The 25,554-nt window shown below is 57.5% G+C and carries 24 protein-coding genes; 15 read left to right on the top strand and 9 right to left on the bottom strand.

The window, feature by feature from the left end:
• Positions 1-60 precede the first annotated feature (60 nt).
• Both fabA and fabB read left to right on the top strand, forming a co-directional pair.
• A complete protein-coding gene (fabA, locus tag WA928_RS03990; protein WP_417250857.1) occupies positions 61-573 on the top strand; it encodes a 3-hydroxyacyl-[acyl-carrier-protein] dehydratase FabA in 513 nt (170 codons plus the stop codon).
• A gap of 11 nt (positions 574-584) precedes the next feature.
• Positions 585-1,802 (top strand): beta-ketoacyl-ACP synthase I, encoded by a 1,218-nt coding sequence (gene fabB, locus WA928_RS03995; protein WP_424299893.1) that lies wholly within the window; start codon positions 585-587, stop codon positions 1,800-1,802.
• Positions 1,803-1,892: 90 nt separating this feature from the next.
• Here fabB and WA928_RS04000 read toward each other — a convergent pair whose 3' ends face one another.
• Together WA928_RS04000 and WA928_RS04005 are read right to left on the bottom strand one after the other, a co-directional pair.
• Positions 1,893-3,113: a CynX/NimT family MFS transporter gene (locus WA928_RS04000; RefSeq protein WP_424299896.1), complete on the bottom strand. Its 1,221-nt coding sequence runs from the start codon at positions 3,111-3,113 to the stop codon at positions 1,893-1,895.
• Complete coding sequence (locus tag WA928_RS04005) at positions 3,110-4,345, bottom strand: MFS transporter (protein WP_424299899.1); 1,236 nt, start codon at positions 4,343-4,345, stop codon at positions 3,110-3,112. The genes WA928_RS04000 and WA928_RS04005 overlap by 4 nt, the downstream gene beginning before the upstream one ends.
• Before the next feature lie 188 nt (positions 4,346-4,533).
• Between WA928_RS04005 and WA928_RS04010 the strand changes: the two genes are divergently transcribed.
• The gene (locus WA928_RS04010; protein ID WP_424299902.1) at positions 4,534-5,421 is read left to right on the top strand and encodes an urea transporter; all 888 of its coding nucleotides are present in this window, start codon (positions 4,534-4,536) and stop codon (positions 5,419-5,421) included.
• A 27-nt stretch (positions 5,422-5,448) separates the two neighbouring features.
• Here the strand turns inward: WA928_RS04010 and WA928_RS04015 are convergent, their stop codons facing one another.
• The 4 genes from WA928_RS04015 to WA928_RS04030 all read right to left on the bottom strand — a co-directional run bounded on the left by WA928_RS04015 (position 5,449) and on the right by WA928_RS04030 (position 9,573).
• Positions 5,449-7,140 carry a cbb3-type cytochrome c oxidase subunit I gene (locus WA928_RS04015; protein WP_424299905.1) on the bottom strand — a complete coding sequence of 564 codons (1,692 nt, stop codon included), beginning with the start codon at positions 7,138-7,140 and terminating at the stop codon, positions 5,449-5,451.
• Positions 7,141-7,153: 13 nt separating this feature from the next.
• Positions 7,154-8,113 carry a c-type cytochrome gene (locus WA928_RS04020; RefSeq protein ID WP_424299908.1) on the bottom strand — a complete coding sequence of 320 codons (960 nt, stop codon included), beginning with the start codon at positions 8,111-8,113 and terminating at the stop codon, positions 7,154-7,156.
• Complete coding sequence (locus WA928_RS04025; RefSeq protein WP_424299911.1) at positions 8,110-8,358, bottom strand: hypothetical protein; 249 nt, start codon at positions 8,356-8,358, stop codon at positions 8,110-8,112. The genes WA928_RS04020 and WA928_RS04025 overlap by 4 nt, the downstream gene beginning before the upstream one ends.
• 306 nt (positions 8,359-8,664) lie before the next feature.
• Positions 8,665-9,573, bottom strand: a complete 909-nt coding sequence (locus WA928_RS04030) for a YicC/YloC family endoribonuclease (RefSeq protein WP_424299914.1) — start codon at positions 9,571-9,573, stop codon at positions 8,665-8,667.
• 71 nt (positions 9,574-9,644) lie between these two features.
• On the opposite strand from WA928_RS04030, the gene rph reads away from it, so the two are divergent.
• The 12 genes from rph (at position 9,645) to WA928_RS04090 (ending at position 22,609) form a co-directional block, all read left to right on the top strand.
• Complete coding sequence (gene rph / locus WA928_RS04035; RefSeq protein ID WP_424299917.1) at positions 9,645-10,397, top strand: ribonuclease PH; 753 nt, start codon at positions 9,645-9,647, stop codon at positions 10,395-10,397.
• The gene (rdgB, locus tag WA928_RS04040; RefSeq protein WP_424299920.1) at positions 10,394-11,008 is read left to right on the top strand and encodes an RdgB/HAM1 family non-canonical purine NTP pyrophosphatase; all 615 of its coding nucleotides are present in this window, start codon (positions 10,394-10,396) and stop codon (positions 11,006-11,008) included. Before rph ends, rdgB begins: the two co-directional genes overlap by 4 nt.
• Positions 11,009-11,020: 12 nt before the next feature.
• Positions 11,021-12,241: a radical SAM family heme chaperone HemW gene (gene hemW, locus WA928_RS04045; protein WP_424299923.1), complete on the top strand. Its 1,221-nt coding sequence runs from the start codon at positions 11,021-11,023 to the stop codon at positions 12,239-12,241.
• A 254-nt stretch (positions 12,242-12,495) separates the two neighbouring features.
• Positions 12,496-13,908, top strand: coding sequence for a type I glutamate--ammonia ligase (gene glnA / locus WA928_RS04050; protein ID WP_350382862.1), 1,413 nt, complete (start codon positions 12,496-12,498; stop codon positions 13,906-13,908).
• A 10-nt stretch (positions 13,909-13,918) separates the two neighbouring features.
• Positions 13,919-14,872, top strand: a complete 954-nt coding sequence (locus WA928_RS04055; RefSeq protein ID WP_424299926.1) for a two-component system sensor histidine kinase NtrB — start codon at positions 13,919-13,921, stop codon at positions 14,870-14,872.
• Complete coding sequence (gene ntrC, locus WA928_RS04060) at positions 14,869-16,407, top strand: nitrogen regulation protein NR(I) (RefSeq protein WP_424299929.1); 1,539 nt, start codon at positions 14,869-14,871, stop codon at positions 16,405-16,407. Before WA928_RS04055 ends, ntrC begins: the two co-directional genes overlap by 4 nt.
• Before the next feature lie 50 nt (positions 16,408-16,457).
• A complete protein-coding gene (locus tag WA928_RS04065) occupies positions 16,458-17,234 on the top strand; it encodes a ferredoxin--NADP reductase (protein WP_424299932.1) in 777 nt (258 codons plus the stop codon).
• A 68-nt stretch (positions 17,235-17,302) separates the two neighbouring features.
• Entirely contained in the window at positions 17,303-17,689 is a 387-nt protein-coding gene (locus WA928_RS04070) for a Rid family detoxifying hydrolase (RefSeq protein ID WP_417250872.1), read from the top strand.
• 11 nt (positions 17,690-17,700) lie between these two features.
• Entirely contained in the window at positions 17,701-19,776 is a 2,076-nt protein-coding gene (gene recG / locus WA928_RS04075) for an ATP-dependent DNA helicase RecG (protein ID WP_424299935.1), read from the top strand.
• A gap of 13 nt (positions 19,777-19,789) precedes the next feature.
• Positions 19,790-20,746, top strand: coding sequence for a LysR substrate-binding domain-containing protein (locus WA928_RS04080; RefSeq protein WP_424299938.1), 957 nt, complete (start codon positions 19,790-19,792; stop codon positions 20,744-20,746).
• A gap of 96 nt (positions 20,747-20,842) precedes the next feature.
• Positions 20,843-21,367, top strand: coding sequence for a Dps family protein (locus WA928_RS04085; RefSeq protein ID WP_424299941.1), 525 nt, complete (start codon positions 20,843-20,845; stop codon positions 21,365-21,367).
• 120 nt (positions 21,368-21,487) lie between these two features.
• Positions 21,488-22,609: a branched-chain amino acid ABC transporter substrate-binding protein gene (locus tag WA928_RS04090; protein ID WP_424299944.1), complete on the top strand. Its 1,122-nt coding sequence runs from the start codon at positions 21,488-21,490 to the stop codon at positions 22,607-22,609.
• 91 nt (positions 22,610-22,700) lie between these two features.
• Here the strand turns inward: WA928_RS04090 and WA928_RS04095 are convergent, their stop codons facing one another.
• The 3 genes from WA928_RS04095 to ugpA are packed head-to-tail and all read right to left on the bottom strand — an operon-like array spanning position 22,701 to position 25,551.
• Positions 22,701-23,798 carry a sn-glycerol-3-phosphate import ATP-binding protein UgpC gene (locus WA928_RS04095; protein ID WP_424299947.1) on the bottom strand — a complete coding sequence of 366 codons (1,098 nt, stop codon included), beginning with the start codon at positions 23,796-23,798 and terminating at the stop codon, positions 22,701-22,703.
• 13 nt (positions 23,799-23,811) lie between these two features.
• Positions 23,812-24,654, bottom strand: coding sequence for a sn-glycerol-3-phosphate ABC transporter permease UgpE (ugpE, locus tag WA928_RS04100; protein WP_417250875.1), 843 nt, complete (start codon positions 24,652-24,654; stop codon positions 23,812-23,814).
• Positions 24,655-24,669: 15 nt separating this feature from the next.
• A complete protein-coding gene (gene ugpA / locus WA928_RS04105) occupies positions 24,670-25,551 on the bottom strand; it encodes a sn-glycerol-3-phosphate ABC transporter permease UgpA (RefSeq protein WP_417250876.1) in 882 nt (293 codons plus the stop codon).
• Positions 25,552-25,554 lie beyond the last annotated feature (3 nt).

Below are 25,554 nucleotides of genomic sequence, written 5' to 3' on the forward strand. Positions count from 1 at the left end.
AAGGCTTGCGTTCTGATATTTTTCAGGGCGTCGGGCACACCGGTTTTCAAACGGGGCATCATGGAAAAAAACAGCTACAGCTACGAAGAACTGCTGGCTTGCGGGCGCGGAGAACTTTTTGGCCCGGGCAATGCGCAGTTGCCCTTGCCACCCATGTTGATGTGCGACCGAATCGCCCACATCGACGATCATGGCGGCTCACATGGCAAAGGCGAAATCATCGCCGAGCTCGATATCCGTCCTGACCTCTGGTTTTTCGGCTGCCATTTCCAGGGAGACCCCGTCATGCCCGGGTGCCTGGGTCTGGATGCCATGTGGCAACTGGTAGGGTTTTTCCTCGGCTGCTGTGGTGGCCAGGGGCGTGGTCGAGCACTGGGCGTGGGTGAAGTCAAATTCACCGGTCAGGTATTGCCTACAGCCCACCAGGTACGCTATCACATCGATATGAAACGCGTCATGATGCGCAAGCTCGTCATGGGCATCGCAGATGCTCGGATGGAAGTCGATGGCCACGAAATCTATGTGGCTCATGATTTGCGGGTGGGTCTGTTCACCCGTACAGACAACTTCTAGGAGGCCCGATTATGCGTCGTGTGGTCGTCACCGGCATGGGCATCGTATCCAGCCTGGGCAACAACCAGTCCGAGGTTCTCGACAGCCTACGCACCGGTCGTTCCGGTATTACCTACCAACCAGAGTACGCCGAACAAGGCCTGCGCTCCCATGTGGCGGGGTCCGTGCATCTGGATGCACTGAGTCAGATCGACCGCAAGCTCAGCCGATTCATGGCTGATGGCCATGCCTACGCCTGGCTGGCCATGCAAGAGGCCATTCAGGACGCTGGTTTGTCTGCCGACCAGGTATCCAATCCGCGCACAGGCCTTATCGTCGGCGCTGGCGGAGCCTCTCACTCCGCTATTCTCGAGGGCATCCAGACGCTCCGCGACAAAGGCGTTCGCCGTGTTGGTCCCTATATGGTTACCAAGGCAATGGCCAGCGGAGTCTCAGCCTGCCTGGCCACGGGCGCCCAGATCAAGGGTGTCAACTACTCAATCAGTTCTGCATGCTCCACCAGCGCGCATTGCATCGGCAATGCGGTCGAGCAAATCCAGCTGGGCAAGCAAGACATCGTGTTTGCGGGCGGTGCCGAAGAAGAACATTGGTCGCTTTCCTTCATGTTCGATGCCATGGGGGCGCTGTCCACACGCTACAACGACACCCCTGATCGCGCCTCCCGCACCTATGATGCAGATCGTGACGGCTTCGTCATCTCCGGAGGCGGCGGGATTCTGGTGGTCGAAGAATACGAACACGCCAAGGCACGGGGTGCCAACATCCTGGCCGAAATCATCGGATATGGCGCAACCTCCGACGGCTACGACATGGTGGCACCGTCCGGCGAAGGCGCCGAGCGCTGCATGCGCCAGGCCCTCGAAGGTGTTCAGGGCCCGATCGACTACATCAACACACATGGCACCAGTACACCAGTCGGCGATGTCAAAGAGCTCGAGGCCATTCGGGCTGTATTTGGCAACAAGCAGCCCTTGATTGCCTCCACCAAGTCCTTGTCGGGCCATGCGCTGGGCGCTGCGGGCGTCAACGAAGCCGTCTACACACTGCTCATGATGAAACATGGCTTTGTGGCTGCATCAGCCAACATCGATACTCTTGATGCAGCTGCCGAAGGGATGAACATCCTGCGCGAAACTGTCACCCACGCAAATATCCAAACAGCGCTGTCCAACAGCTTTGGCTTTGGCGGTACCAACGCAACACTGGTGTTCTCAAAAGCCACCCTGTAAGCATATTTACAGTGTGTGCTTTTGGGTCCCCAACAAAAAGGCCTGCAATTTGATTTTGCAGGCCTTTTTGTTGGGCGCCAGTGTGCCAAGCTAGGCATCATCGGCCGATGATGCCACAGCCACTGCCTTCACATACGCCGGGCGGCCTGCATACCAGCCGGCCAGGCCGGACGTAAGCCCAAGAAACGCAAACAGGGCGCTGGTTACCTGAAAAGACCCTGTCCAGGCAAATAAGGCACCCACCAACAGCGGCCCGCTGGCTGCCAGTATGTAGCCAGTGGCTTGCGACATACTGGACAAATGGGCGGCCACATTGGCATCGCGCGAGCGCAAGACAATAAACATCAAAGCCAGTGCAAACAAGCCACCTTGCCCCAGCCCCTGCAATACAGCTAGCGGCCAGATTGCCCAGCGTGGGCCCAGCACCATGCCCATGAGGCCAAGCGTTGCCAGAGAGGTAAGCCATACGGCCAAACCACGCTGGCTGTGAAACCGCATGGCCAACCACGGTGTGACCAGACAAGACACTACCTGCAGAAGTAAAGACACCGAGGTAACCAAGCCGGCCTCCGTGCCGCTGAGTCCGCCTGCGCGCAAAATAGGCGCCATCCAGCCCAGTACGCAATACGCCAGGGCGGACTGCAAACCCATGAACAGCGTCACGGCCCATGCCAGGGGATCTCGGTACAAGCCTTTGATCGGCAAAATATGGCGCCCATTGGATGAGCGCCCGCCTGCCCGAATGGCGACGGGTGACCACACCAGGGTAGCCAACAATGCAGGCACTGCCCAAAAGGCCAGCCCCCAGGACCAGTGCTCTCCGAACCATTGCGCCAATGGCAAAGTGCTGGCTGCTGCCAGCGACGCGCCGCCAACCAGCGAAGTGGTATACAGACCTGTCATCAGAGCAGCTTTGTCGGCAAAATCACGCTTGATCAGGCTAGGCAACAGCACATTGCCAACCGCAATACCGGCGCCTGCCAGGCCGGTGCCCAGAAACAGAACACTGGTGCTGACAAAACCACGCAGGCCAACCCCCAGTGTTATCAGTGCCAACACCAGCAGCAACGTGCGCTCGACCCCAATGCGCTGGGCGATGCGTGGAGCAAGCGGTGCGAAAACACCCATGCACAACACCGGCAAGGTGGTGAGATACCCGGCCGTTGCAGCACTTAAGTGCAGGCCGCGGATGATATCCGGCAACAGCACTGCTGTACTGGAAAAAAGAGGCCTCAGATTAAACGCAAGCAAAAGCAGTGCGGCCGCCACCAGCACACGGCCCAGGAGCTTTTGGGTGTGGTCAGACCTCATGCAGATTGGCGCCTCATATCTGGCAGGAAAAACGCGGCCAGGCCCAGCAGGGGCAGATAGGCACACAAGTGATACACAAATGCAATGCTGGTGAGATCAGCCAGCTTGCCCAGCACCGCTGCACCAATACCAGCCATGCCAAAGGCCAGGCCATAAAACAGCCCGGATACAGTGCCGGTTTTGCCCGGCATCAACTCTTGCGCATAAACAATAATGGCCGGAAATGCGGAAGCAATCATGACACCTGCGCAAAACACCAGGATCAGGGTCCATTGCAGGTTGACGTATGGCAAGGCCAAAGAAAACGGCGCCGTGCCAAGAATTGAACCCCAGATGACACGCTTGCGGCCAATGCGGTCTCCGACCGGGCCACCCACCAGCGTACCCGTAGCCACCCCGGCCAGAAACACAAATAGAGAATACTGGGCTTGCTGGATATCCAGCCCAAAACGATCTATCAGGAAAAATGTGAAATAGCTGTTGAGACCGGCCAGATAAAAATACTTGCTGAAAATCAGCAAGAGCAAAATCATCAGCGCACCACGCACCTGACGATCAGCCAGACCGTTATCTACCTTGCCCAAAGAGCTGCGCCCCCGCACAGACGTCAGGTTGGCCGCATACCAGCGGCTGACACCAATCAGGATGCAGATGCCCAGCAGCGCAGCCAGGGACACCCAGGCCACGCTACCTTGCCCACGGGGCACAATCAAAAGGGCGGCCAACAAGGGGCCAATAGACGAACCTATATTGCCACCCACCTGGAAGATGGACTGGGCCAAACCATGGTGGCCGGCAGACGCCATGCGTGCTACCCGCGAGGACTCTGGGTGAAATACTGAAGACCCGGCCCCCACAAGAGTGGCGGCCAGCACGACCAGAGGAAAGCTCCAGGCCTGTGACAGCAGCAAAAGCCCAGCGCAGGTGAAACTCATCCCGATAGGTAGGGAATAGGGCAGAGGCTTGCGATCGGTAAAGCGCCCCACCAGCGGTTGCAGTAGAGAAGAAGAAAACTGGAAGGCGAGGGTGATGAGACCAACCTGTACAAAGCTGAGATCAAAACGGCCTTGCAGCACAGGATAAATAGCCAGCAGCACCGACTGCATCATGTCGTTGAGCAGGTGGGTAAAGCTGATGGCGCCCAACACCGGAAACGCAACCCCCGGCTGCGCAGCCGGGGGCTCAGGGCGAATCATGGGTGCCGCGGCACTGGAAGCGAACGTGGTCTTCATGAAAAATCCGTGAAAGGGCGGATTCGATTAATTGTACGCTGATGTATCAAGCCATGCCCCCGCCGGGTACCCGGCGGCTGGACGTATGAGCACCATATGCAAATTGTGATCCACCAGATCGCCGACTGCAGTAGCATTGCGGTCGCAATATCAAACCCGCGACAGGACAGTCTCAGAGATTTCACAAAATGACGGCCATTTTGCCTTGGATAATTTCTCGTGTCCGCACCGCCGTGCAAGATACGCTGCGGGGCATTGGGCAAATTTTTTTGCAGCCACACGCAGGGGCAGGCCTATGCTTTCTGTTGGCGGTCTTCGTTCAGTCTTGGATGGCCGCCCTGGCTTGCCTGCTGGGTGCGTTGACGGCCACAGCCTACGCGGCTGTCTTTTATCCCGCGCCCGCCAGAAGGGCCGGACTGTACGGGTATAACAGCGGGCTTATCGGCATTGGTGTTCTAGTGGCTCTCTCGCCCTCCGCACTATCCTGCCTGCTGGCCACGGCACTGGGCATTATCGCCACCATTTGGTCACATCACTGGCGCAAGACACATACGCTTTCGCCGTATACCGCTCCCTTCATCGTCACTATCTGGCTGGTATTGGCTCTAGCACCTTGGGCTGGATGGCCACCTGCACAGACATCAGCGCCAGCCACCTTGCTTGCCGACCATTGGGGCATTGCAGCCGGCGTCCTGCGAGGGGTGGCACAAGTTCTGTTTATGGATCACCCGGCATCCGGCTTGCTGTGCGTACTGGGGCTGGCCTGGGCAAACCCTTGGACGGCGGCTCGAACTTTGTTTGTCTCAGCGCTGATGATGGCATTGGCATGGGGACTTGGTTTTCCGCTGGATCCCATTCTCATGGGCTTGTATGGCTTCAACGCAGTGCTGGTTTCCGAGGCGCTGCACCAGGCACAGCCAGGGCGTTGGCTGCTGTGGACGGTTGGCATCCTTTTAAGCCTGTTGCTCATGCGGGGATTTCAGCAACTCATGATACCTGCCCTGACCGCCCCGTTTGTTTTGAGCACCTGGGCAATCGAAAAAATGGCCTCGAGACGCCGCCATGGCGACATCTGAGGCCACTGTTCTGGTGGGTAATTTATCTTATGACGTGACTTGCACCATGGCTGGTGAGGCCTCCGGAGCAGCAGCAGGCTGGGGGCGTGCTTGCAAAGATGCCAGGAAGCGCCATACAAACAGCAGCGTAATCAGCAAGAGGCCTGGATAACCGATGCCTGCCAGCACGTACGGGATAGTGGGATCTCCCTTGGACACCGCATCAAGGTTGAAACTGAGCAAACCCATGGTGATGATGGCTCCAAAAATCCACATCCCCATCAACCAAAGGCTGGCTTCGGACCCTTTAAGCGCCGAGCCCCAACCAGCCCTGGGTGCTGCATGCAGGCGCGGCTCGGGGACTACTGCCGAAGGCTGCCGCAAACCCAAGGTAAGCAGGTCATAGACCAGCAGGCCTGTGCCCACTGCAAATACCAGACCGAAGATCGGGATGAGCACTTTATAAAACTGCATGGCTGGAAATACTTCTCCGCCAAACCAGCTCAGGCCCATGGAACGGTACAGAAACACCTGGATGGTACCGCCAATGGCAAAGGCAAAGGCAATGCCCAGCATACCGGTGAGAACCAGCCAGAAAGCCACCCGCCCCAGGCGTTGGTCGAAAGACTTGACGCCGCGCAACAGGGGAACGGCATAGTAGGCTGACGCGATACCCAGCATGCCAAAGGTGCCAAACATCGCCAGATGTGCGTGGCTGGGCGTCACCCACGTGCCATGCGACCAGACGTTGGTCAGCGCGAAGGTCATGGTGAAACCGAGAATGCCGGCACCCACTTGTTCGAGCACCACAGAGCCCAGAATAAAGTAAAACGCAGGGGCATTGGCTAGGGGTTTGTTGTCCTGGTGAGCATCCAGGTAAATATGCCAGAAGCAAAATACCAGAGGCAGGGGCTCGAGGGCACTGAACAAAGAGCCCCAGAACTGCCAGAAGGCAGGGGTGCCAATCCAGAAGTAATGGTGCGCATTGCCGATCAGGCCCGAGAGCCACACCAGAGCCACACCCCAAAAGACAGCGTACCCCACAGACTTCACATCCGCCTTGAACATCAATACCAGCAAGAACCCCACCAGGCTGATATGGATGACTTCCCAGACGCCTTCAACCCAATAATGAACGACATACCAGCGGAAATACTCTTGGAGGTCAAGGCGATCAATGAAAAACACACCAAACAGCCAGACAAAGGTAAGCGCCGTCACACCGATGGCCAGCCCCCAGTGGATTTCGTTCCATTCGCGACGTGGGGGAAATGTGCGCAACACCACCCACGCCAGGATTGCAAAACCAATGAAGATGACAACATCAGCAGCACGGCCAGCTTCGAGGTACTCCAACCCCTCTTGCAGCCAGGGCTGACCCGCCCACCAACCGGCCACGCCGTCTGCCGCCAAGCTTTGCGTGGCGACGTTCCAGACAGTGACGATAATCAGTGCATAAAACAAGATCTGAATCAGCCACGGGGCCGCGAGCTCCCGTTTGGAGAGCAGGGGCCCAATAAACAAAATGGTGCCGATAAAACCCGAGAGAATCCATAGAATCCCTAGATTGGTGTGCTCGGCCCGCAAGATATTGAAATTGGCAATCCCTGCCAGCAAGGTTGGATCGACGTGCTGGGTGGCAATAATCAAGCCAAACAACATCTGAAACAGAAACAGCACCAGCATCAGCAGGAAAAACCGCAAACTGAGCCGTTGAGTACGGTATTCGATTTTGATCATGACGGTTTCCCCATTAAAGGCTGCGCAGATAAGCCACAATGGCTTGCATGTCGGATTCACTGACAAGCGTGTCATAAGGTGGCATTACGTGAGGTGGATAACCTTCGACGACCTGCGCATCCGGGGTGCGGATCGACCGAACCAGATAGGCATCATCGGCCACCACGCTTGTGCCATCCGCCAGCGTGACCTGGCGACCTGACAGCCCGCCCCACCCAGGCCCAACCAGACGTTTTTGGTCGGTGGCGTGACACGACACACAACCCAGGCTATTTACCAGCTGCTTGCCAACAAGCACCGGATCCTGTGCAGCATCCACGGCAGGTGCCTGGGCAGATGCGCCAGAGACAGGGCCTGCGGCAGCCTGGGCCTGAGCGGCCAATGCCACTACAGGTAAGCGGCGATCAGGATTGGGCTTGGGCGGCCAGCCCTCGGTGTTTAAGGCAGAGGTGTATTTGAAGAAGGCAATCAGCTGGGTGATTTCGGTGGCGCTAAGCGGCAGGTTTGGCATCAGTGTGTGCTGCCCGCCACGCTGGTGGATGCGCTCGACGGCACCCGGATAGCGTTTCAGGTAGTCGGTGATTTCTGCCGTACCCGCATCCTTTTGCACCATGGCATTTTGAAGCTGTACCTTGACTGCAGCCTCAGTGGGCCAGCCCCCGGCAGAGGGCAAAAATGCACTGAGCCAGGCAGGGCCCGCGTCTTCGTAGATGTTGGTTAGATCCGGCCCGAAATAAGCACCGTTGCCAACGATGGTGTGGCACCCCATGCAGTTGTATGCCTGGAACACCCGTTTACCCATCACCGCATCGGCGTCGCCATAATAAGTGTTGTTGGGAATTGCCTGTTTGTGAGAGGGCACAAACGACCAGACAGACAGCAGTAAAAATGCAATCAGCATCAGGGCAAGTACTGCAAGCGCCACATGGCGTTTGGCCCCTTCGCGGCAATCGGTTCCGTTGGCGCAGCTCATGATTGGCCCTCCTTGGAGGAATCTGCCTGACGCGTCAGGGCATCATGCAGGAAAAGCGTACGCAGACAGCCTAAAAACACGTAAAAGACATAAACCGCCAAGACAAACCCCAGCACCATGTAGACTCGCCACATGCCAGGGGATTCGGCCCAATAACTGAAACTGCGCCAGTATGGCCAAGACAGCAGCACACTGACCAGACCAGCAAGGGCAGACAAGACCACGTCAATGAGGCGCTGCGCCATGTAGTTCTCCCAAGTAGGTTGAGCGGCAGACTCAGTCTAGGGAGCAGCGCCACAGCGCAGGTGGATATCCTTACTCACGTATCGAAAACCAATCGTTTCTAATAGTTTTTGTCTTGATACGAACGTTGCATACAGGGCTTTCGCTAAGCGTAAATTATTGCCAAAGCAAGGGGCCGGCAGCAGCCTTGCTGAAAGGCTCTCGGATATATGCTGGAATTTCCTTAACCTGCATCAATAATTACATGAAACAGGGACTTTCCATGAGCAGTACCAACTCAACCCCACTAAGGGCGGGATCAGTCTGTGCTACTCGATATTTTGCGCCTGTTCACGCATCTGCTCAATCAGCAGTTTGAGGTCGATGGCCGCCTCGGTAACCGTCAACGCAGCGGCTTTTGATCCAAGGGTATTGGCTTCGCGGTTCATCTCCTGAAACAGGAAATCCAGCCGCTTGCCACTACCTCTGCTGGCAGAGACGTGTCGGCCGTGCAGGATATCGCGCAGTTCTTGCAAATGCGATTGCAGCCGGGTAAGTTCTTCGGCCACATCTACCCGCAGACCAAACAAACTGGCCTCCTGGGCGATACGGGCTGTGAGCTCAGCCCCACTGATGGCTTCAAAACCTTCGGGGCTCGCTGCCAGTAAGGCATCACGCAGACGTTGTGCGACGCGTGCCTGATGCTGGCGCACAAACTCGGGGAGTTCGGCCTCAACCCGCTTGACCAGCACGTCCACTTCATCGGCCATTTGCAGCATGGCCTGGGCCAACCGGGCTCCTTCGCGCTCGCGGGCAGCCTGAAACTCTTGCAGTGCCTGAGCGCACGCCTGATCGCTCAGCGTTTGCCAGACATCCGGATCCAGCCCCAAACGGGCCACGCCTTCACGCGGTAGCTCCGCCAGTGAGGGCGCTGCGAGGTCGGGAATATAGCGACGGGCAAACTCTAGTTGCTTGGCCAACACCTGCACAGCCGCCTCATCGATGGGGCGTGGGGCATCGGTGGCATTGGCGCTATAGCTGAGCCGGATTTCGATCTTGCCCCGCAATGCAGTACGACTCACTGCGTCGCGAATCGAGCCTTCTGCAAAGCGGAGGTCTTCTGGAATCCGGAGATTGAGATCCAGAAAGCGGTTATTGACACTGCGGATTTCAACCGATAGGGCACCAGGTGCGGACTCCAGGCGGCTGGCCCCATAGGCCGTCATACTACGAATCATCTGCGTGCCTTTCTGATTCTCTACAATAAAGAACATATTGTAGTCTGGCTCATGATTCTGGAAATTCTCACATGTCCTCCACACCCGCTGTCGTATCTGCCTCCCGTTCTGCCAACCGTGCGCCTGACGCCCTGCGCCCTGTGCAACTGATCACCGGGTATACGCGCCACGCAGAAGGCTCGGTACTGGCCTGCATGGGCGAGACGCGCGTACTGTGCACCGCCAGTGTGCTCGACAAAGTACCGCCTTTCCTCAGGGGAAAAGGGCAGGGCTGGGTAACCGCAGAATACGGCATGCTGCCCCGTGCCACCCACACCCGGGGCGACCGCGAAGCAGCCAGAGGCAAGCAAAGCGGCCGTACACAAGAGATCCAGCGCCTCATTGGCCGCAGTTTGCGCGCAGTCTTTGATCTTGCCGCCCTGGGCGAGCGCACCCTGCAGCTGGATTGTGACGTGCTGCAGGCAGATGGTGGTACGCGCTGCGCCAGCATTACCGGTGCCTGGTTGGCAGCCGCCTTGGCCATTAAGGGCCTCAAGGCACAAGGGCTGGTATCCGGCGAGCCACTTATCGGGCAGGTTGGGGCAGTGTCCGTTGGACTCGTCAACAAAATACCCATGCTCGATCTTGATTACGTCGAGGATTCCGGCTGCGACACGGACATGAACGTCGTCATGACAGACACAGGGGGGTTCGTCGAAGTGCAGGGCACAGGCGAGGGCGGCAGCTTCCAGCGCAAAGAGCTCAACACACTGCTTGACCTCGCCGACCACGGCATTCGCCAGCTTATTTTGGCGCAGCAGCAGGCACTGGAGGCCGCGCAATGAGCCGTGTTGTTCTGGCATCCAACAACCCTGGCAAACTGAAAGAGTTCTCCCTCAGCCTCACGGCTGCAGGCATCGAAATGGTGCCACAGGGCGAACTCGGCGTCAGCGAGGCTGAAGAACCCTTTGACACCTTTGTCGAAAACGCGCTGGCCAAGGCGCGACACGCCAGTCGTATCACAGGGTTGCCCGCACTGGCCGATGACTCCGGCCTTTGTGTCTCTGCTCTGGGGGGGGCTCCGGGGGTGCATTCGGCACGCTATGCCGTAGCCACTGACGGCAGCCGCTCTGACGCTGCCAACAACGCGCACCTGATCGCCGAGATGGCAGGCCACACCGACACCCGCGCCGCTTACGTAGCCGTACTGGTCTATCTGCGTAGCGCACTGGACCCACGCCCCATCGTGGTAGAAGGCAGTTGGGCCGGTGAAGTGCTCTCCGCACCGCGCGGACACAACGGCTTTGGCTACGATCCCTTATTCTATTTGCCCGATCTGGGCATGACTGCCGCCGAGCTGCCGCTCGAACAAAAGACCATGCTCAGTCACCGCGCACGAGCACTTCGGGCGCTGCTGCAAGCCTTACGGGGCGAATCCTTCAACTCAAAATCCTGAGCACACCTGGCCATGAAGAAACTGGTACCTGTCCCGCAAGAAGAAGAACACGACGGCCGCCCAGGCGTCAGAGGCCGCCCGGGCCTGGTGGCCTTGCCACCGTTGTCCATCTACATTCACGTGCCCTGGTGCGTGCACAAGTGCCCGTACTGCGATTTCAACTCCCACGAACGAAAGGGCGGAGAAATCCCCGAGCGCGAATACCTTCAAGCCTTGCAGGCAGATCTCGAGCAAGCGCTGCCAGATGTCTGGGGTCGGCAGGTATCCACTGTCTTTTTTGGTGGCGGCACACCAAGCCTGCTGTCTGCCGACGCCATCGATCAAATCATCGGCCTGTTGCGTGCCACACTCAGCCTGCCCCCCGACACCGAGATCACACTGGAAGCCAATCCCGGTACCGCGGAGGCTGCCCGATTCCAGGGGTATGCACAAGCCGGCGTCAACCGGATCTCTCTGGGCATTCAAAGCTTCAATGATGACAAGCTCCGGCGCTTGGGGCGCATCCACGATGCCGCCCAGGCGCGTGCGGCCATCGAGATGGCTCAACGCGCCGTCAATCGCGTTAACCTCGACCTCATGTTTGCACTGCCGCAACAAACGCTTGCCGAATGCGAGCGCGACATCCAGGAAGCCCTGTCGTATGACACAGGCCATTTGTCGCTCTACCATCTGACGCTTGAGCCCAATACAGTTTTTGCCAAGTATCCGCCACCGGTACCTGGTGACGAGCTCAGCGCCACCATGCAGGATCGCGTGGCCGAACTCGCACAAGCCGCGGGCTTTAATCGCTACGAGGTTTCGGCCTACGCCCGCCCCGGAGAGATCTGTCAGCACAACCTCAATTACTGGCAATTTGGTGATTACCTTGGCATTGGGCCCGGGGCACATTCCAAGATTTCATTTCAAAACCGGATTATCCGCCAGGCGCGTGCCCGGATGCCAGATGCATGGATGCGTCTCGCGGAGGCGCGCACGGGGAAACACATTGTCGAAGAGCGCACGCTCAAACACGAAGATCTGGGCTTTGAGTTCATGCTCAACGCATTGCGGCTCCGTGAAGGTGTCGAGGGTGGTTTGTTTATCGAGCGCACGGGCTTGTCATTAATGTCGCTTCTGCCGGACATGCGCCGCGCAGCCGAGCGTGGTCTGCTAGAGCCAGGGCTTAACCGTATCCAGGCCACCCCGCAAGGCTGGCGCTTCCTGAACGATCTCCAAATGGAGTTCCTGCACTAAGTCTTTGCGCTTCGCGGCACAACCCTGCAACAAAATGGAGCATGAATAGTTATGTGATGCACCATTTTGGTGCCAAAATATATTTTCTTGGCATGCAATGCACTCATTCGCTGCAGGACATGCCCGTTTTTAGCGGTGTCAGGGTTGAAGCAATACCTGGCATGAAGCTTGCTTGTAGGTTTTGGTACTGGCACCACAAGCTGCCGTGTATTTTTCAAGACAACATCTTTTTCCCATTTGGCCCAGGAGCCCGTATGTCTACCCCTGAAAACGTCGTCCACATGATCTCAGAACGCGAGGTTGCGTTTGTAGATTTCCGGTTCACCGATACCATGGGCCGGGAGCATCACCTTACGGTACCCGCTGGCCTGGTTGACGAAGATCGCATGGAGGCCGGCGTGGCCTTCGACGGTTCGTCCCTGCCAGGCTGGAAGGGCATCGAGGCATCCGACATGCTTCTGATCCCCGACGCGACAACTGCCCGTATGGATCCGTTTCGCGAAGAAAACACACTGATTCTTACCTGCGATGTGGTCGAACCCTCCGATCTCAAAGGATACGACCGCGACCCGCGATCCCTCGCTCGTCGCGCCGAAGCCTACCTGAAATCCAGCGGCCTGGGCGATACAGCCTATTTTGGCCCCGAGCCCGAGTTCTTTGTGTTCGACGGCGTCAGCTGGAACGCCGATATGTCGGGCAGTTTTGTCAAAATTCATTCCAACGAAGGCGCCTGGTCCAACGCCGATGACGCCAACGGCACCAATCTGGGCTACCGGCCTGCCATCAAAGGTGGTTACGTACCCGTGTCCCCAATCGATTCATTTGCAGATATCCGCTCCGAGATGTGCCTGCTGATGGAACAAATGGGTGTGCCGGTCGAAGTCCATCACCACGAAGTCGCCAACTGCGGCCAGCTCGAAATCGGCACGCGGTTCTCCACACTGGTTCAGCGCGCCGACTGGACGCAAACCATGAAATACGTGATCCGTAATGTGGCCCACGTTTACGGCAAAACAGCCACCTTCATGCCCAAGCCCGTGGTGGGAGATAACGGCTCCGGCATGCACGTACACCAATCCATCTGGAAAGACGGCCAAAACCTGTTTGCAGGCAACGGCTACGGTGGGCTGTCCGAGTTCGCCCTGTACTACATTGGCGGCATCATCCATCATGCCAAGGCGCTCAACGCAATCACCAATCCAGGCACCAACTCATACAAGCGTCTGGTGCCTCACTATGAGGCCCCCGTCAAGCTGGCTTACTCAGCCCGCAATCGCTCGGCATCCATCCGCATTCCCTATGTCAGCAATCCCAAGGCACGGCGTGTGGAAGCCCGCTTCCCCGACCCCCTTGCCAACCCTTACCTGGCCTTCTCGGCCCTGATGATGGCAGGCCTGGATGGGGTGCAAAACAAGATCCACCCCGGCGACCCTGCAGACAAAAACCTCTACGACCTGCCGCCCGAAGAAGACGCCAAGATCCCGACGGTCTGCTCTTCACTTGAGCAAGCCCTCGAGGCTCTTGATCGTGACCGGGATTTCCTCACGCGTGGTGGTGTATTCAGCAACGACCTGCTGGACGCCTACCTTGATCTTAAAGAGTCCGAGCTCAACCGTCTGCGCGTCACTCCGCATCCTGTTGAATTCGACCTTTACTACACTTTATAAGCAGGGCATCTTGGATACGCCCGGGCTCGACTGGCTGCAGACAGCAGTGCTGCTGCTGGATGAGTCCGGGAAAATCATTTGGATCAACAGCGCCTGCGAGGATTTACTGGGCTTGTCTGCCCGCCAACTGACGGGTCAATTGGCAGCCCCCATTCTCAAGAGCTTCCCGCACGTTCTAAAAACGTCTGCCCCTGGGCAGCCCTGGGCAAGCATTATCGAGATCCCGGCGCACCAGGCAGGCCAACTGGATGACCAGCAACAGGCGCTGGCCGAACGGGCGGCTCAAAGAGAGACCATGCGCAATCTTGCACATGAAATCCGTAACCCGTTGGCTGGTTTGCGGGCTGCCGCCCAGTTGCTGGATATCGAACTCCCCGACCCAGGACTGAAGGACTACACCCGGGTCATCATCCAGGAAGCGGATCGCCTGGCAGATCTCGTCACCCGCTTGGTCTCACCGCAACACCAGGTGCTCGACCGCCAATACTTCAATATTCATGAAATCTGCGAACGCGCATTGGCACTGGCTGGCCTGGAGTTTGGCAGTGCCCTGAAAATCACCCGGGATTACGACGCCTCATTGCCAGAACTGTTGGGTGACCGAAACCAGTTGATGCAGGCCGTCTTGAATATCGTACGCAACGGTGCACAGGCAGCCTCAGAGTCGCCTGATACACCAACACCCACGATCGGCATCCGCACACGTATTGTCCGGCAACCAGTGTTGCTGCAGGGGCGGCACCGTCTGGGCGTTTTGGTGTCCATCGAGGACAACGGGCCGGGGGTGCCCGACATGCTGCGCGACAAGATTTTCCATCCTTTGGTCACCGGAAGAGCTACAGGCACCGGCCTGGGGCTCAACCTGGCCCAAGAATGCGCCCATGCACACGGTGGGGTGCTTGATTATGATTCCGAAGCCGGACACACCGTATTCCGTCTTCTGCTGCCTGTGGGTGCCTCATGAATACTGTCTGGATTGCCGACGATGAACCAGGCATGCGCTGGGTACTGGACCGCGCCCTGAAAATGGCAGGCTGGGAGGTACGCAGTTTCGAAACCGGCACCGCGTTGCTTGATGCCCTTGGCCAGGCAGGTGCCAACCAGGTGGGGCAGGTACCAGCCGTACTGGTGTGCGATGTGCGGATGCCCGGCCCAGACGGCTTGGCCGTCCTGACAGCCGTACGCCAGCAGTATCCGCAACTGCCGGTCATCCTCATGACCGCCTATACGGATCTCGAAACCACAGTGGCCGCTTTTCAGCAAGGGGCATTCGACTACCTGGCCAAGCCATTTGATATTCAGACGGCCGTCGATCTCATCTCCCGTGCAGCACGTTCGGCGGCGGGAATTCATAGCGCATCAGCACAAAAAGACGCGCCGGGCGGGCTGCTGGCCAATCAGACCGCATCACACATCAGTGGCGATGGACCAGAGACGAAAGACACCCTCCTACCTTCCCAATCACCTGCCATGCAAGAGGTTTTTCGGGCAATTGGCCGCTTGGCACGTACCAGCGCCACCGTTCTGATCACAGGCGAATCGGGTACTGGCAAAGAACTGGTGGCACACGCCTTGCACCAGCACAGCCTACGCGCTCAAGGTCCTTTTGTCGCCGTCAACGCAGCAGCAATTCCCCACGACCTACTTGAGGCCGAGCTCTTTGGACACGAGCGAGGAGCATTCACCGGGGCGGTACAGGCACGCCGCGGACGCTTCGAGGAGGCCCATGGCGGCACGCTGTTCCTGGACGAAATCGGCGATATGCCCGCAGACCTGCAGACACGCCTGTTGCGGGTTCTGGCGGACAACAGCTTTTACAGGGTTGGTGGGCGCGGTCTGATCCAGGTGGATGTGCGCATCATCGCGGCCACGCACCAGCCACTTGAAGAAAGGGTGGAAGCAGGGCTGTTTCGTGCAGACCTGTTCCATCGGCTCAACGTTATCCGGCTACGCTTGCCTGCCTTGCGGGAGCGACCCGAGGACATTCCCGAATTGGCCCGGTGTTTTCTGTTGCAATCTGCCGCCAGTCTGGGCCTGTCACCCAGATCACTGCATCCGGACGCCCTGCAGGCATTACAAAAGTTCTCGTACCCAGGCAATATCAGGCAACTGCAAAACATCTGTCAGTGGCTTACCGTCATGACAGCCAGCGCCCTGATTACCCTCGAAGATCTGCCACCAGACGTGTCCGGGCAGGACCACCTTGCCAAACCAGCCACTGGCACTTTATGGCAGCAAGCGCTCGAAGCTGAGGCCCGCGCCCGGCTGAAAGCCCCAGGGGCCCCGACCATGGCGTCTCTGCAACAGGAAATCGAGCGCCTGCTGCTGGTCACCACCCTTGAGGCCACAGAAGGGCGCCGCGGCAAAGCTGCCGAGTTTTTAGGCATTGGACGCAACACGCTGTCTCGTAAATGCCGCGAATTAGGCCTGGATTTTCCGGACAGCGGCGCAACATCCGCAAAACAAGACGGGCTAATGGGCGAGCCAACAGGCAAATAGTCTAAAATCGGTATTCTTGCTTTTATTTTCTTCAAAATCCGGTTTTATTCATGGCTGCCTTTGTTTCTGAACACGTCCTCAGTGTGTACCACTGGAACGACACCCTGTTTTCCTTCAAGACCACCCGGGACCCCGGACTGCGGTTTCATAATGGCCATTTTGTGATGCTGGGCCTAGAAGTAGAAGGCAAGCCGCTGATGCGCGCCTATAGCATTGCCAGCGCCAACCACGAAGAAAATCTCGAATTCTTCAGCATCAAAGTACCAGACGGGCCACTTACCTCGCGCCTGCAGCATCTGCAACCCGGAGACGCTGTACTGGTTAGCAAGAAACCCGTGGGCACGCTGGTGGTTGACGACCTCAAACCCGGACGACATCTGTACCTTTTTGCTACCGGCACCGGCCTTGCACCATTTCTGAGCATCATCAAAGACCCCGACGTCTACGAGCGCTTTGAAAAAGTTATTCTGATGCACGGGGTGCGCTTCACCAGCGAACTCGCCTACGCGGATTACCTCACCCGAGACTTGCCCAACGACGAGTTCCTTGGCGAGCTTCTACGCGACAAGCTGATTTATTACCCCACAGTTACCAGAGAACCCTATGTGCGCCAGGGCCGGCTCACTACGCTGGTGGAAACCGGCCAGATATTCCAGGATATCGGGCTTCCGGCCCTGGACCCCACCCGCGACCGCGCCATGATCTGTGGCAGTCCAGCCATGCTTAATGACATCCGTTCCATGCTTGATGCCCGCGGGTTTGTGGTATCTCCAGGCGTAGGCGAACCCGGCGACTACGTCTACGAACGCGCATTTGCAGAAAAATAAGCCATCTTTTATTTTTGGCTATTGATCTGTAAACTCTGATAGTTATGTAATTCTTTCAGGGAAATCCCATGAGCAAGGCCATCATACACACAGACTCAGCACCTGCCGCAGTAGGGCCATACTCACAGGCCGTTGCAGTGCCGGCCGGACAACTCGTCTTTCTGTCCGGCCAGATTGGTCTCGAGCCCGGCACCGGAGAACTCGTCTCGGAAAACTTCGAAGGGCAGGTACGCCAGTCTTTTGCCAACATGCAAGCCGTCATCGAAGCCGCAGGCGGCACACTCGACAATATCGTCAAACTCACCCTGTTTCTGACTGATCTCAGCAAATTCGCCAGTGCCAATGCAATCATGGCCGAGATCATCCCCCAGCCGTACCCGGCACGTTCTACTTTGGGCGTCGCCAGCCTGCCCAAAGGTGCACAATTCGAGGTAGAAGCCGTTCTGGCGCTTTAAGCCACCCGTTAATGGCATCACGGACGGCGGCAGCCGGCAACTCCCGCACGGTAAAGTCAGGTGCCAAGACGCCTGCTGCACAGCAGGCCCGGCTATTTCAACGCCTGGGGCTAAACACCGCAGCGGACTTTATCGTCCACTTGCCCCTGCGCTACGAAGACGAGACCCGCATCACGCCAATCGCACAGGCGCAGGGTGGCACGCATGCCGTCTTCGAAGGCGAGATCCTGGACAGCCATCTGCGTACACAACCCCGACGCGAACTGCACGCCACACTGGCGGATGATTCGGGACGCCTCGCGCTACGCTGGCTGCACGTATACCCCGGCCAGCTGTCACGCGTACCGCCGGGCAGGCGTGTACGTGTGCGCGGTGAGATCCGTATGGGCTACCAAGGGCCGGAGCTTGTGCATCCGCTTTTGACAGAACCCGACACACCGCTGCCACAGACCCTGACGCCGGTATACCCAACCACCCAGGGGCTGTCTCAGGCAAGCTTGCGCAAGGCCATCGCCCGCGCACTGGACAGCACCAATCTGCAAGACACCTTGCCGGCAGCCTTGTGCAAAGAATATCAACTGGCAGACTTCGCGACATCCCTGCGATTGCTGCACCATCCAGGGCCGGACATCTCTCTATCGTCACTGGTCAACCACCAACACCCCGCCTGGCGGCGTATCAAATTTGACGAACTACTGGCTCAACAACTGGCACTGGCAGATGCCCGTGCCGCCAGACAAGCTCAGATGGCCCAACCCTTGCGGCAAAAGCAGACACTAAGCAAGCAACTGCTGGCCTCGCTGCCGTTTACACCCACGGACGCGCAACAACGCGCCATCAACGACATACAGGCCGACCTGTCCCAGTCTCACCCGATGCATCGCTTGCTGCAAGGTGATGTCGGTAGCGGCAAAACGCTGGTGGCCGCTTTTGCAGCCGCGCAGGCGGTCAACGCCGGGGTGCAAGTAGCCGTCATGGCACCCACAGAGATCCTGGCCGAACAGCTATGGCGCAAACTCTCCGAATGGTTTGAACCTCTTGGCGTGGCGGTCACCTGGCTCACAGGACACTTATCCACTGCCGCCCGGCGCGACGCCATGCAGGCCATCGCCTCTGGGGCCGCGCAGATTGCTGTGGGCACACAGGCGCTGATTCAGGATAAAGTCCAGTTTCAACGCCTCGGGCTTGTCATCAGCGACGAACAGCATCGCTTCGGCGTCGGACAACGGCTGGCGCTCAGCCGCAAGGGTGATAGCCACACAGTACGACCGCATCAGCTCAGCATGAGTGCCACGCCCATTCCCAGAACCCTGGCCATGGCGTTTTTTGCGGATATGGACGTTTCAGTGATCGACGAGTTGCCTCCCGGCCGTAAGCCGGTTCGAACCCGCCTGTTTGCCAGCGAACGGCGCCATGAGGTTCTGGCTCATGTGGCGACAGCAGTGCGCCTGGGCCAGCAAGCCTATTGGGTTTGCCCGCTGGTTGAGGAAAGCGAAACCTTGCAGTTGCAAACCGCAGTGGATACCTGGCAGCACTTGTGCGCGGAGCTGCCTGACCTCGATATCGGCCTGATGCACGGCCGCTTACCTGCCGTCGAGAAGGCCGACACCATGCGGCGCTTTCGTGCCGGTGAAATCCATTTGCTGGTAAGCACCACCGTCATTGAGGTAGGCGTGGATGTACCCAACGCCAGCCTGATGGTCATCGAACACGCCGAGCGTTTTGGTCTGGCTCAGCTTCATCAACTGCGTGGCAGAGTAGGGCGGGGCGCTCAGGAATCCACGTGCGTCCTGCTTTATCATTCACCCCTCTCCGCCATCGCACGCGACCGCCTGCGCGCCATGTATGAAACCACAGACGGCTTTGAAATCGCCCGCCGGGATCTGGCGCAACGCGGCCCGGGAGAACTCCTCGGCATACGGCAATCCGGCCCGTTGCTGATGCGCTTTGCCGACCTCAACGTGGACGAAGATCTCCTGGAGCACGCCCGTACAGCCGCGCAGACTCTGCGCACGGACTATCCGGAACATGCCCGCGCACACCAGCAACGCTGGATGGCGGGGGCCACTCAATACCTCAACAGCTAGCAAGAGGACTCGTATGACGCTGACAGAGCTTAAATACATTGTTGCCGTTGCCCGGGAGCGCCACTTTGGCCGGGCGGCAGAGGCGTGCTTTGTCAGCCAGCCAACCCTGTCGGTCGCCATTCGTAAACTCGAAGAAGAGCTCGGCGTCGTGCTCTTCGAGCGTGGTGGGGCCGAGATCGGCATCACCCCCGTTGGCTTGAAAGTGGTGGCGCAAGCCCAAAAGGTGCTGGAAGAAGGCGCTAATTTGCGCGAGATTGCCCGCCAGGGGCACGATCCGCTGGAAGGCCCCTTGCGAGTCGGCATCATTTACACCGTAGGGCCGTACCTGCTGCCTTATCTGGTGCCCGAACAGATTCGTCGCACACCACAGATGCCCTTGCTCCTGCAGGAGAACTACACCACCCGCCTGCTTGAACTGCTGCGTCAGGGGGAAATCGACTGCGCCATCGTGGCACTACCTTTGCCGGAGACGGGCCTGGCTCAATGCGCACTGTATGACGAACCCTTTTTTGTAGCCTTGCCTCACCGGCATCCCTGGGCCAACGAAACCAGTATTCCATCGCAGCGCCTCAAAGAAGAAACCATGTTGCTGCTGGGCGCCGGCCACTGTTTCCGCGACCAGGTTCTTGAAGTATGCCCGGAGCTTTCCAGATATTCGGCAGCCAGCGAGGGAATCCAACGCACATTCGAAGGCTCGTCCCTCGAAACCATTCGGCATATGGTGGCGGCAGGGATCGGAATTACCGTGATGCCCGCCAGTGCGATCGAGGTACGGGGATCCGAAAGCAAATTGCTGCGATTTATCCCCTTTGACCCGCCCGCGCCCGATCGGCGAGTGGTGTTGGTCTGGCGTAAAAGCTTCCCCAGACTGGCGGCTATTGAAGCATTGGCCGAGGCCGTCCGCCATTGCAAGATGCCCGGCGTCAGTTATTTGGACGAATCTGTGTCCTCCGCAGTATTAGTGAATTAACGGATTGCAAAGGTTTCAGTTTTTTGCACACCCTTGTATTTTGCACCCTTGGCACCATGTTATTGTGTAAGCACATCGTCTAAAACGGAGTATTTCATGGCAAAAGCATCTAAAAAGACATCAACCACACAAGCTCAAACCAGCCCCTCCGGATTGCCCATCAACATTGGCATCTCTGACAAAGATCGCGCCGCTGTGGCCACAGAACTCGCCCACACACTGGCGGATTCCTACACTCTGTATCTGATGACGCACAATTTCCACTGGAACGTCACAGGCCCCATGTTCAGCACCCTGCACCAGCTGTTCATGACGCAATACACAGAGGCCTGGCAGGCACTGGACGCGATCGCCGAACGCATCCGGGCTCTGGGCCACTATGCGCCCGGCACCTACGCCGAATACGCTCGCTTGAGTTCAATCGCCGAGCCCACCTCAGTGCCCAATGCCCAGGACATGATTCAGATGCTGGTGTCAGGCAACGAAGCCGTGGCCAAGACCGCCCGCAAAGCGTTCAAGATTGCCGACGCAGTCAATGATCAACCCACTGCCGACCTCCTTACCCAGCGTCTGGACGTTCACGAAAAAAATGCCTGGATGTTGCGCAGCCTGCTGGCATAAACCTTCCGGCACACATCCGGGCGCTGCCTCCTAAATAATCTCGGGAAAACCCCCGTACGTGACGTGAACCGTCACACGGGGGTTTCGTGTATTCTTTCTGAGTCTTTCAAAGGAGGTTGTATGAACATTCGCTTGACGCCGACAGTTGCCGCAATAGGGCTGGTTGCCGGCATGATGATGTCTTCCGCGGCGACCGCTGACACAATCAAGATCGCCATCGCGGGGCCTTACACCGGGGCACTGACGCAATATGGCGATATGGTCAAAGAGGGCGTAGATACAGCAATCGAGACCATCAATGCAAACGGCGGCGTGCTGGGCAACAAACTCGAGGCAGTCGTCATGGACGATGCCTGCGAGCCCAAACAAGGCCCTGTCGTTGCCAACCGTGTGGTCAACGAGCAAATCCACTACGTCGTAGGACATGTGTGCTCGGGCGCCACCATTGCAGCAGCACCGGTCTATAACAACGAAGGCGTGGTCATGGTGTCACCATCTGCCACTTCTCCGGCCGTCACCGATGGCAAAAACTACGACATGATCTTCCGCACCATTGGTCGCGATGATCAACAAGGCCCCGCGGCTGCCGAGTTCATTGCTACCAAGATCAAACCCAAAGCTGTCGCCGTCCTGCACGACAAACAGTCCTATGGTCAAGGCATTGCTTCCGCTGTTAAGGCCGATCTCGAAAAAGCCGGCGTAAAAGTCGTCATGTTCGAAGGTATCAACGCGGGTGACAGCGATTATTCCGCCGTGATCACCAAGCTCAAGGCTGCCGGTGCAGATTTTATTTATTACGGTGGTTATCACCCCGAAATGGGCTTGCTGTTAAGGCAAGGTGCCGAACAAGGCCTGGAAGCCAAGTTCATGGGTCCCGAAGGTGTAGGCAATCCTGACATCAACGCAATCGCCGGCCCTGCTGTCGAAGGCATGCTCGTCACACTGCCTGCCGACTTCACCACCGATCCCGCCAACGCGGCTGTGGTCAAGGCATTCAAAGACAAAAACCGTAATCCAGGTGGAGCATTCCAGCTCACCGCCTACGCTGCAGTGGACGCCATCGTGGCAGGTATCAAGGGTGCGGGCAAAGACGACCCCACCAAGGTAGCCGCCTGGCTTCATAGCAATTCCGTCAAAACACCAATTGGCAACATCTCCTGGAACAAACAGGGCGACTTGAAATCCTTCAAGTTTGATGTGTTCACCTGGCACGCTGACGGCTCGAAGACAGTATTCAAGTAATCCTGGCTTCATGCAGTTAAAACAAGGCCCTCATTTCGAGGGCCTTGTTTATTCAAGTGTTTCAGTGATCAAACAACTGCATGGCTAATGATCAGGCACCACCTGCCGGGCTTTCAATCCGTTTACCGGTGTCAGCATGAAACCAATGCGCAGGATGCTGGCCGTCAGGGCCCAGGTTGATTTTGTCGCCAACAGAAAGCTTTTGTCCCTGCGTTTCTGCCACCGTACAACGCAACACCACACTTTGCGTGCCCCAGCGCGTGTGCACCAGTTGCTCGGAGCCCAATACCTCAACCATCTCAATAACCACTGGAAGCCCAGGCTGATTGATGCGCAGGTGCTCGGGGCGCAAACCCAGTATCGCTTTGCGTGTGCCTGCAGCCAGCCCCACCGGCGCCTTGACCGGCAAGGCAACACCATCCGGGCCTTGCACATGCCTCTGATCGTCGATATGCACTTGGAGAAGATTCATCGGTGGAGCACCAATAAAGCTGGCCACAAAGACAGTGGCCGGGCGCTCAAAGACCTCGGATGGCGTGCCAATCTGCTCTGGGATCCCCTGGTTCATGACCACCATGCGATGTGCGAGCGTCATGGCCTCAACCTGATCGTGTGTCACGTAAAGGCTGGTAGTGCCCAGCCGTTGATGCAGTTTCTGGATTTCCAGCCGCATCTGCACGCGCAATTTGGCGTCAAGATTGGACAATGGCTCATCAAACAGAAAAACCGAGGGTTCTCGGACGATGGCACGCCCCATGGCCACGCGCTGCCGCTGGCCACCAGATAACTGACGGGGGCGCCGATCCAGCAATTGATCGAGCTCGAGAATACGGGCGGCATCATCCACACGGCGGCGAATGCCTTCTTTACTCATCCGGCGGATCTTGAGCCCATATGCCATATTGTCAAATACGCTCATGTGAGGGTAGAGCGCGTAATTTTGAAACACCATGGCAATATCACGCTCGGCAGGTTCAAGCGTATTGACCACACGATCACCAATCATGATCTCGCCATCCGTAATGGATTCGAGGCCCGCCACCATCCGCATCAATGTGGATTTGCCACAGCCAGAAGGGCCCACAATGACGACAAACTCGCCATCACGAACATCCATGTCGATGCCATGGATGACGGCTACGCCGCCAGGGTAAGTCTTGCGCACATTGCGAAAGCTCAGGGTTGCCATGTGGTTGTGTATCCTATTTTTCGGTATCGACCAGGCCCTTGACGAACCATTTCTGCATGAAAATCACCACTGCAGCAGGCGGCACCATGGCCAGCAGAGCAGTTGCCATCACGAGATTCCACTCGGTGACACTATCACCGCCTGCAATCATCCTGCGAATGCCGACCACCACCGGATACATGTTTTCTTGGGTGGTGATAATAAGTGGCCATAGATATTGGTTCCAGCCGTAAATAAACTGGATCACAAACAGGGCGGCAATGCTGGTACGCGACAAAGGAAATAAAATATCCTTGAAAAACCGCATCGGGCCGGCCCCATCGATACGGGCCGCTTCAACAAGCTCGTCGGGCACCGTCAGGAAAAACTGTCGGAATAAAAAAGTAGCGGTAGCAGAAGCAATCAGCGGCAAGGTGAGGCCTGCGTAACTGTTGAGCATGCCAAGATTGGCCACGACCGCATAGGTAGGCGCAATCCGTACCTCGACGGGCAGCATCAACGTCACAAAAATCATCCAGAAGCACAGCATGCGTAGCGGAAACCGAAAATAAACCACCGCAAACGCAGAAAGCATCGAGATAAAGATTTTGCCAATGGCAATGGCCAGTGCCATGAATGTACTGATCCACAGCATACGGCCCACGGGCGGCGTGTTTACCGCATTACCTGTCAGGACGGTCCAGTAATTTTCCAGGAAGTGCCCGCCGGGGATAAGCGACATGGGTGCCTGAGCGACTTCTTGTGCAGTTTGTGTCGAAGCCACAAACGCGACATAAAGCGGAAATGCAATCACCACCACGCCCAAAATCAGGACAGCATGAGAGAGGAGGTCGAGCAGGGGCCTGCGTTCAACCATATTGACGCGCCTCCATCAGTAGTTGACCTTGCGATCGACATAACGAAACTGGATAGCAGTGAGGGCGATAACAATCAGCATCAGAATGACCGATTGCGCCGCTGAAGAGCCGAGATCCAGACCTTTGAACCCGGCGTTATATACCTTGTAAACCAGGATGTCCGTGGCGCGCCCGGGGCCGCCTTGCGTGACAATATCGATGACCGCAAATGTGTCAAAGAAGGCATAAATAAAGTTGATCACCAGGAGAAAGAAACTGGTGGGGGACAGCAGGGGAAATACGATTGAAAAAAACCGCCGCACAGGCCCGGCACCGTCAATGGCAGCCGCCTCGATCAATGAGCGGGGGATAGACTGCAAGCCCGCCAAAAAAAACAAAAAGTTATACGACACCTGCTTCCAGATGGATGCAAAGACAATCAGCGCCATTGCATCTTCGCCGTCGAGGCGGGGGTTCCAGTGCAGCCCCATCTGAACCATGGCAACGGCCAAAATGCCCACTGAGGGGGAAAATAGAAACAGCCATAACACCCCTGCGACCGCAGCGGCCACTGCGTAGGGCCAGATGAGCAAGGTTTTATAAACTGTTGCCCCGCGAACCACACGATCTGCCATTACTGCCAGCAGCAGCGAAATGGACAGACCTCCGATGGCTACCCAGGCCGAAAACCAGGCTGTCGTACGGAACGAAGCCAGGTAATCGGCGCTGGAGAACAAAGCCATGAAATTGGCCAGCCCCACAAACTGTGAGGACAGGCCAAACGGGTCTTCCAGACGAAACGACTGCCACATGGCTTGCCCGGCCGGCCAAAAGAAAAAAACCAGAGTGATGGCCAGCTGCGGAGCCAACAACAACCAGGGCAGGGTCTTGTGACGGAAGACGACGCGTTTTTCCATGAA

Source organism: Castellaniella sp. (assembly GCF_049651205.1).
Taxonomy (GTDB): Bacteria; Pseudomonadota; Gammaproteobacteria; order Burkholderiales; family Burkholderiaceae_B; genus Castellaniella.

Bases quoted from the DNA above. Each gene is read 5' to 3' on its own strand.
- WA928_RS04090 (WP_424299944.1), top strand. From the start codon at position 21,488: ATGAACATTCGCTTGACGCCGACAGTTGCCGCAATAGGGCTGGTTGCC.
- ntrC (WP_424299929.1), top strand. From the start codon at position 14,869: ATGAATACTGTCTGGATTGCCGACGATGAACCAGGCATGCGCTGGGTA.
- hemW (WP_424299923.1), top strand. From the start codon at position 11,021: ATGAAGAAACTGGTACCTGTCCCGCAAGAAGAAGAACACGACGGCCGC.
- WA928_RS04030 (WP_424299914.1), bottom strand. From the start codon at position 9,573: ATGATTCGTAGTATGACGGCCTATGGGGCCAGCCGCCTGGAGTCCGCA.
- fabA (WP_417250857.1), top strand. From the start codon at position 61: ATGGAAAAAAACAGCTACAGCTACGAAGAACTGCTGGCTTGCGGGCGC.
- WA928_RS04025 (WP_424299911.1), bottom strand. From the start codon at position 8,358: ATGGCGCAGCGCCTCATTGACGTGGTCTTGTCTGCCCTTGCTGGTCTG.
- WA928_RS04095 (WP_424299947.1), bottom strand. From the start codon at position 23,798: ATGGCAACCCTGAGCTTTCGCAATGTGCGCAAGACTTACCCTGGCGGC.
- ugpE (WP_417250875.1), bottom strand. From the start codon at position 24,654: ATGGTTGAACGCAGGCCCCTGCTCGACCTCCTCTCTCATGCTGTCCTG.
- rdgB (WP_424299920.1), top strand. From the start codon at position 10,394: ATGAGCCGTGTTGTTCTGGCATCCAACAACCCTGGCAAACTGAAAGAG.
- WA928_RS04085 (WP_424299941.1), top strand. From the start codon at position 20,843: ATGGCAAAAGCATCTAAAAAGACATCAACCACACAAGCTCAAACCAGC.
- ugpA (WP_417250876.1), bottom strand. From the start codon at position 25,551: ATGGAAAAACGCGTCGTCTTCCGTCACAAGACCCTGCCCTGGTTGTTG.
- rph (WP_424299917.1), top strand. From the start codon at position 9,645: ATGTCCTCCACACCCGCTGTCGTATCTGCCTCCCGTTCTGCCAACCGT.
- WA928_RS04070 (WP_417250872.1), top strand. From the start codon at position 17,303: ATGAGCAAGGCCATCATACACACAGACTCAGCACCTGCCGCAGTAGGG.
- WA928_RS04000 (WP_424299896.1), bottom strand. From the start codon at position 3,113: ATGAGGTCTGACCACACCCAAAAGCTCCTGGGCCGTGTGCTGGTGGCG.
- WA928_RS04010 (WP_424299902.1), top strand. From the start codon at position 4,534: ATGACGGCCATTTTGCCTTGGATAATTTCTCGTGTCCGCACCGCCGTG.
- WA928_RS04020 (WP_424299908.1), bottom strand. From the start codon at position 8,113: ATGAGCTGCGCCAACGGAACCGATTGCCGCGAAGGGGCCAAACGCCAT.
- fabB (WP_424299893.1), top strand. From the start codon at position 585: ATGCGTCGTGTGGTCGTCACCGGCATGGGCATCGTATCCAGCCTGGGC.
- WA928_RS04065 (WP_424299932.1), top strand. From the start codon at position 16,458: ATGGCTGCCTTTGTTTCTGAACACGTCCTCAGTGTGTACCACTGGAAC.
- glnA (WP_350382862.1), top strand. From the start codon at position 12,496: ATGTCTACCCCTGAAAACGTCGTCCACATGATCTCAGAACGCGAGGTT.
- WA928_RS04015 (WP_424299905.1), bottom strand. From the start codon at position 7,140: ATGATCAAAATCGAATACCGTACTCAACGGCTCAGTTTGCGGTTTTTC.
- WA928_RS04005 (WP_424299899.1), bottom strand. From the start codon at position 4,345: ATGAAGACCACGTTCGCTTCCAGTGCCGCGGCACCCATGATTCGCCCT.
- recG (WP_424299935.1), top strand. From the start codon at position 17,701: ATGGCATCACGGACGGCGGCAGCCGGCAACTCCCGCACGGTAAAGTCA.
- WA928_RS04080 (WP_424299938.1), top strand. From the start codon at position 19,790: ATGACGCTGACAGAGCTTAAATACATTGTTGCCGTTGCCCGGGAGCGC.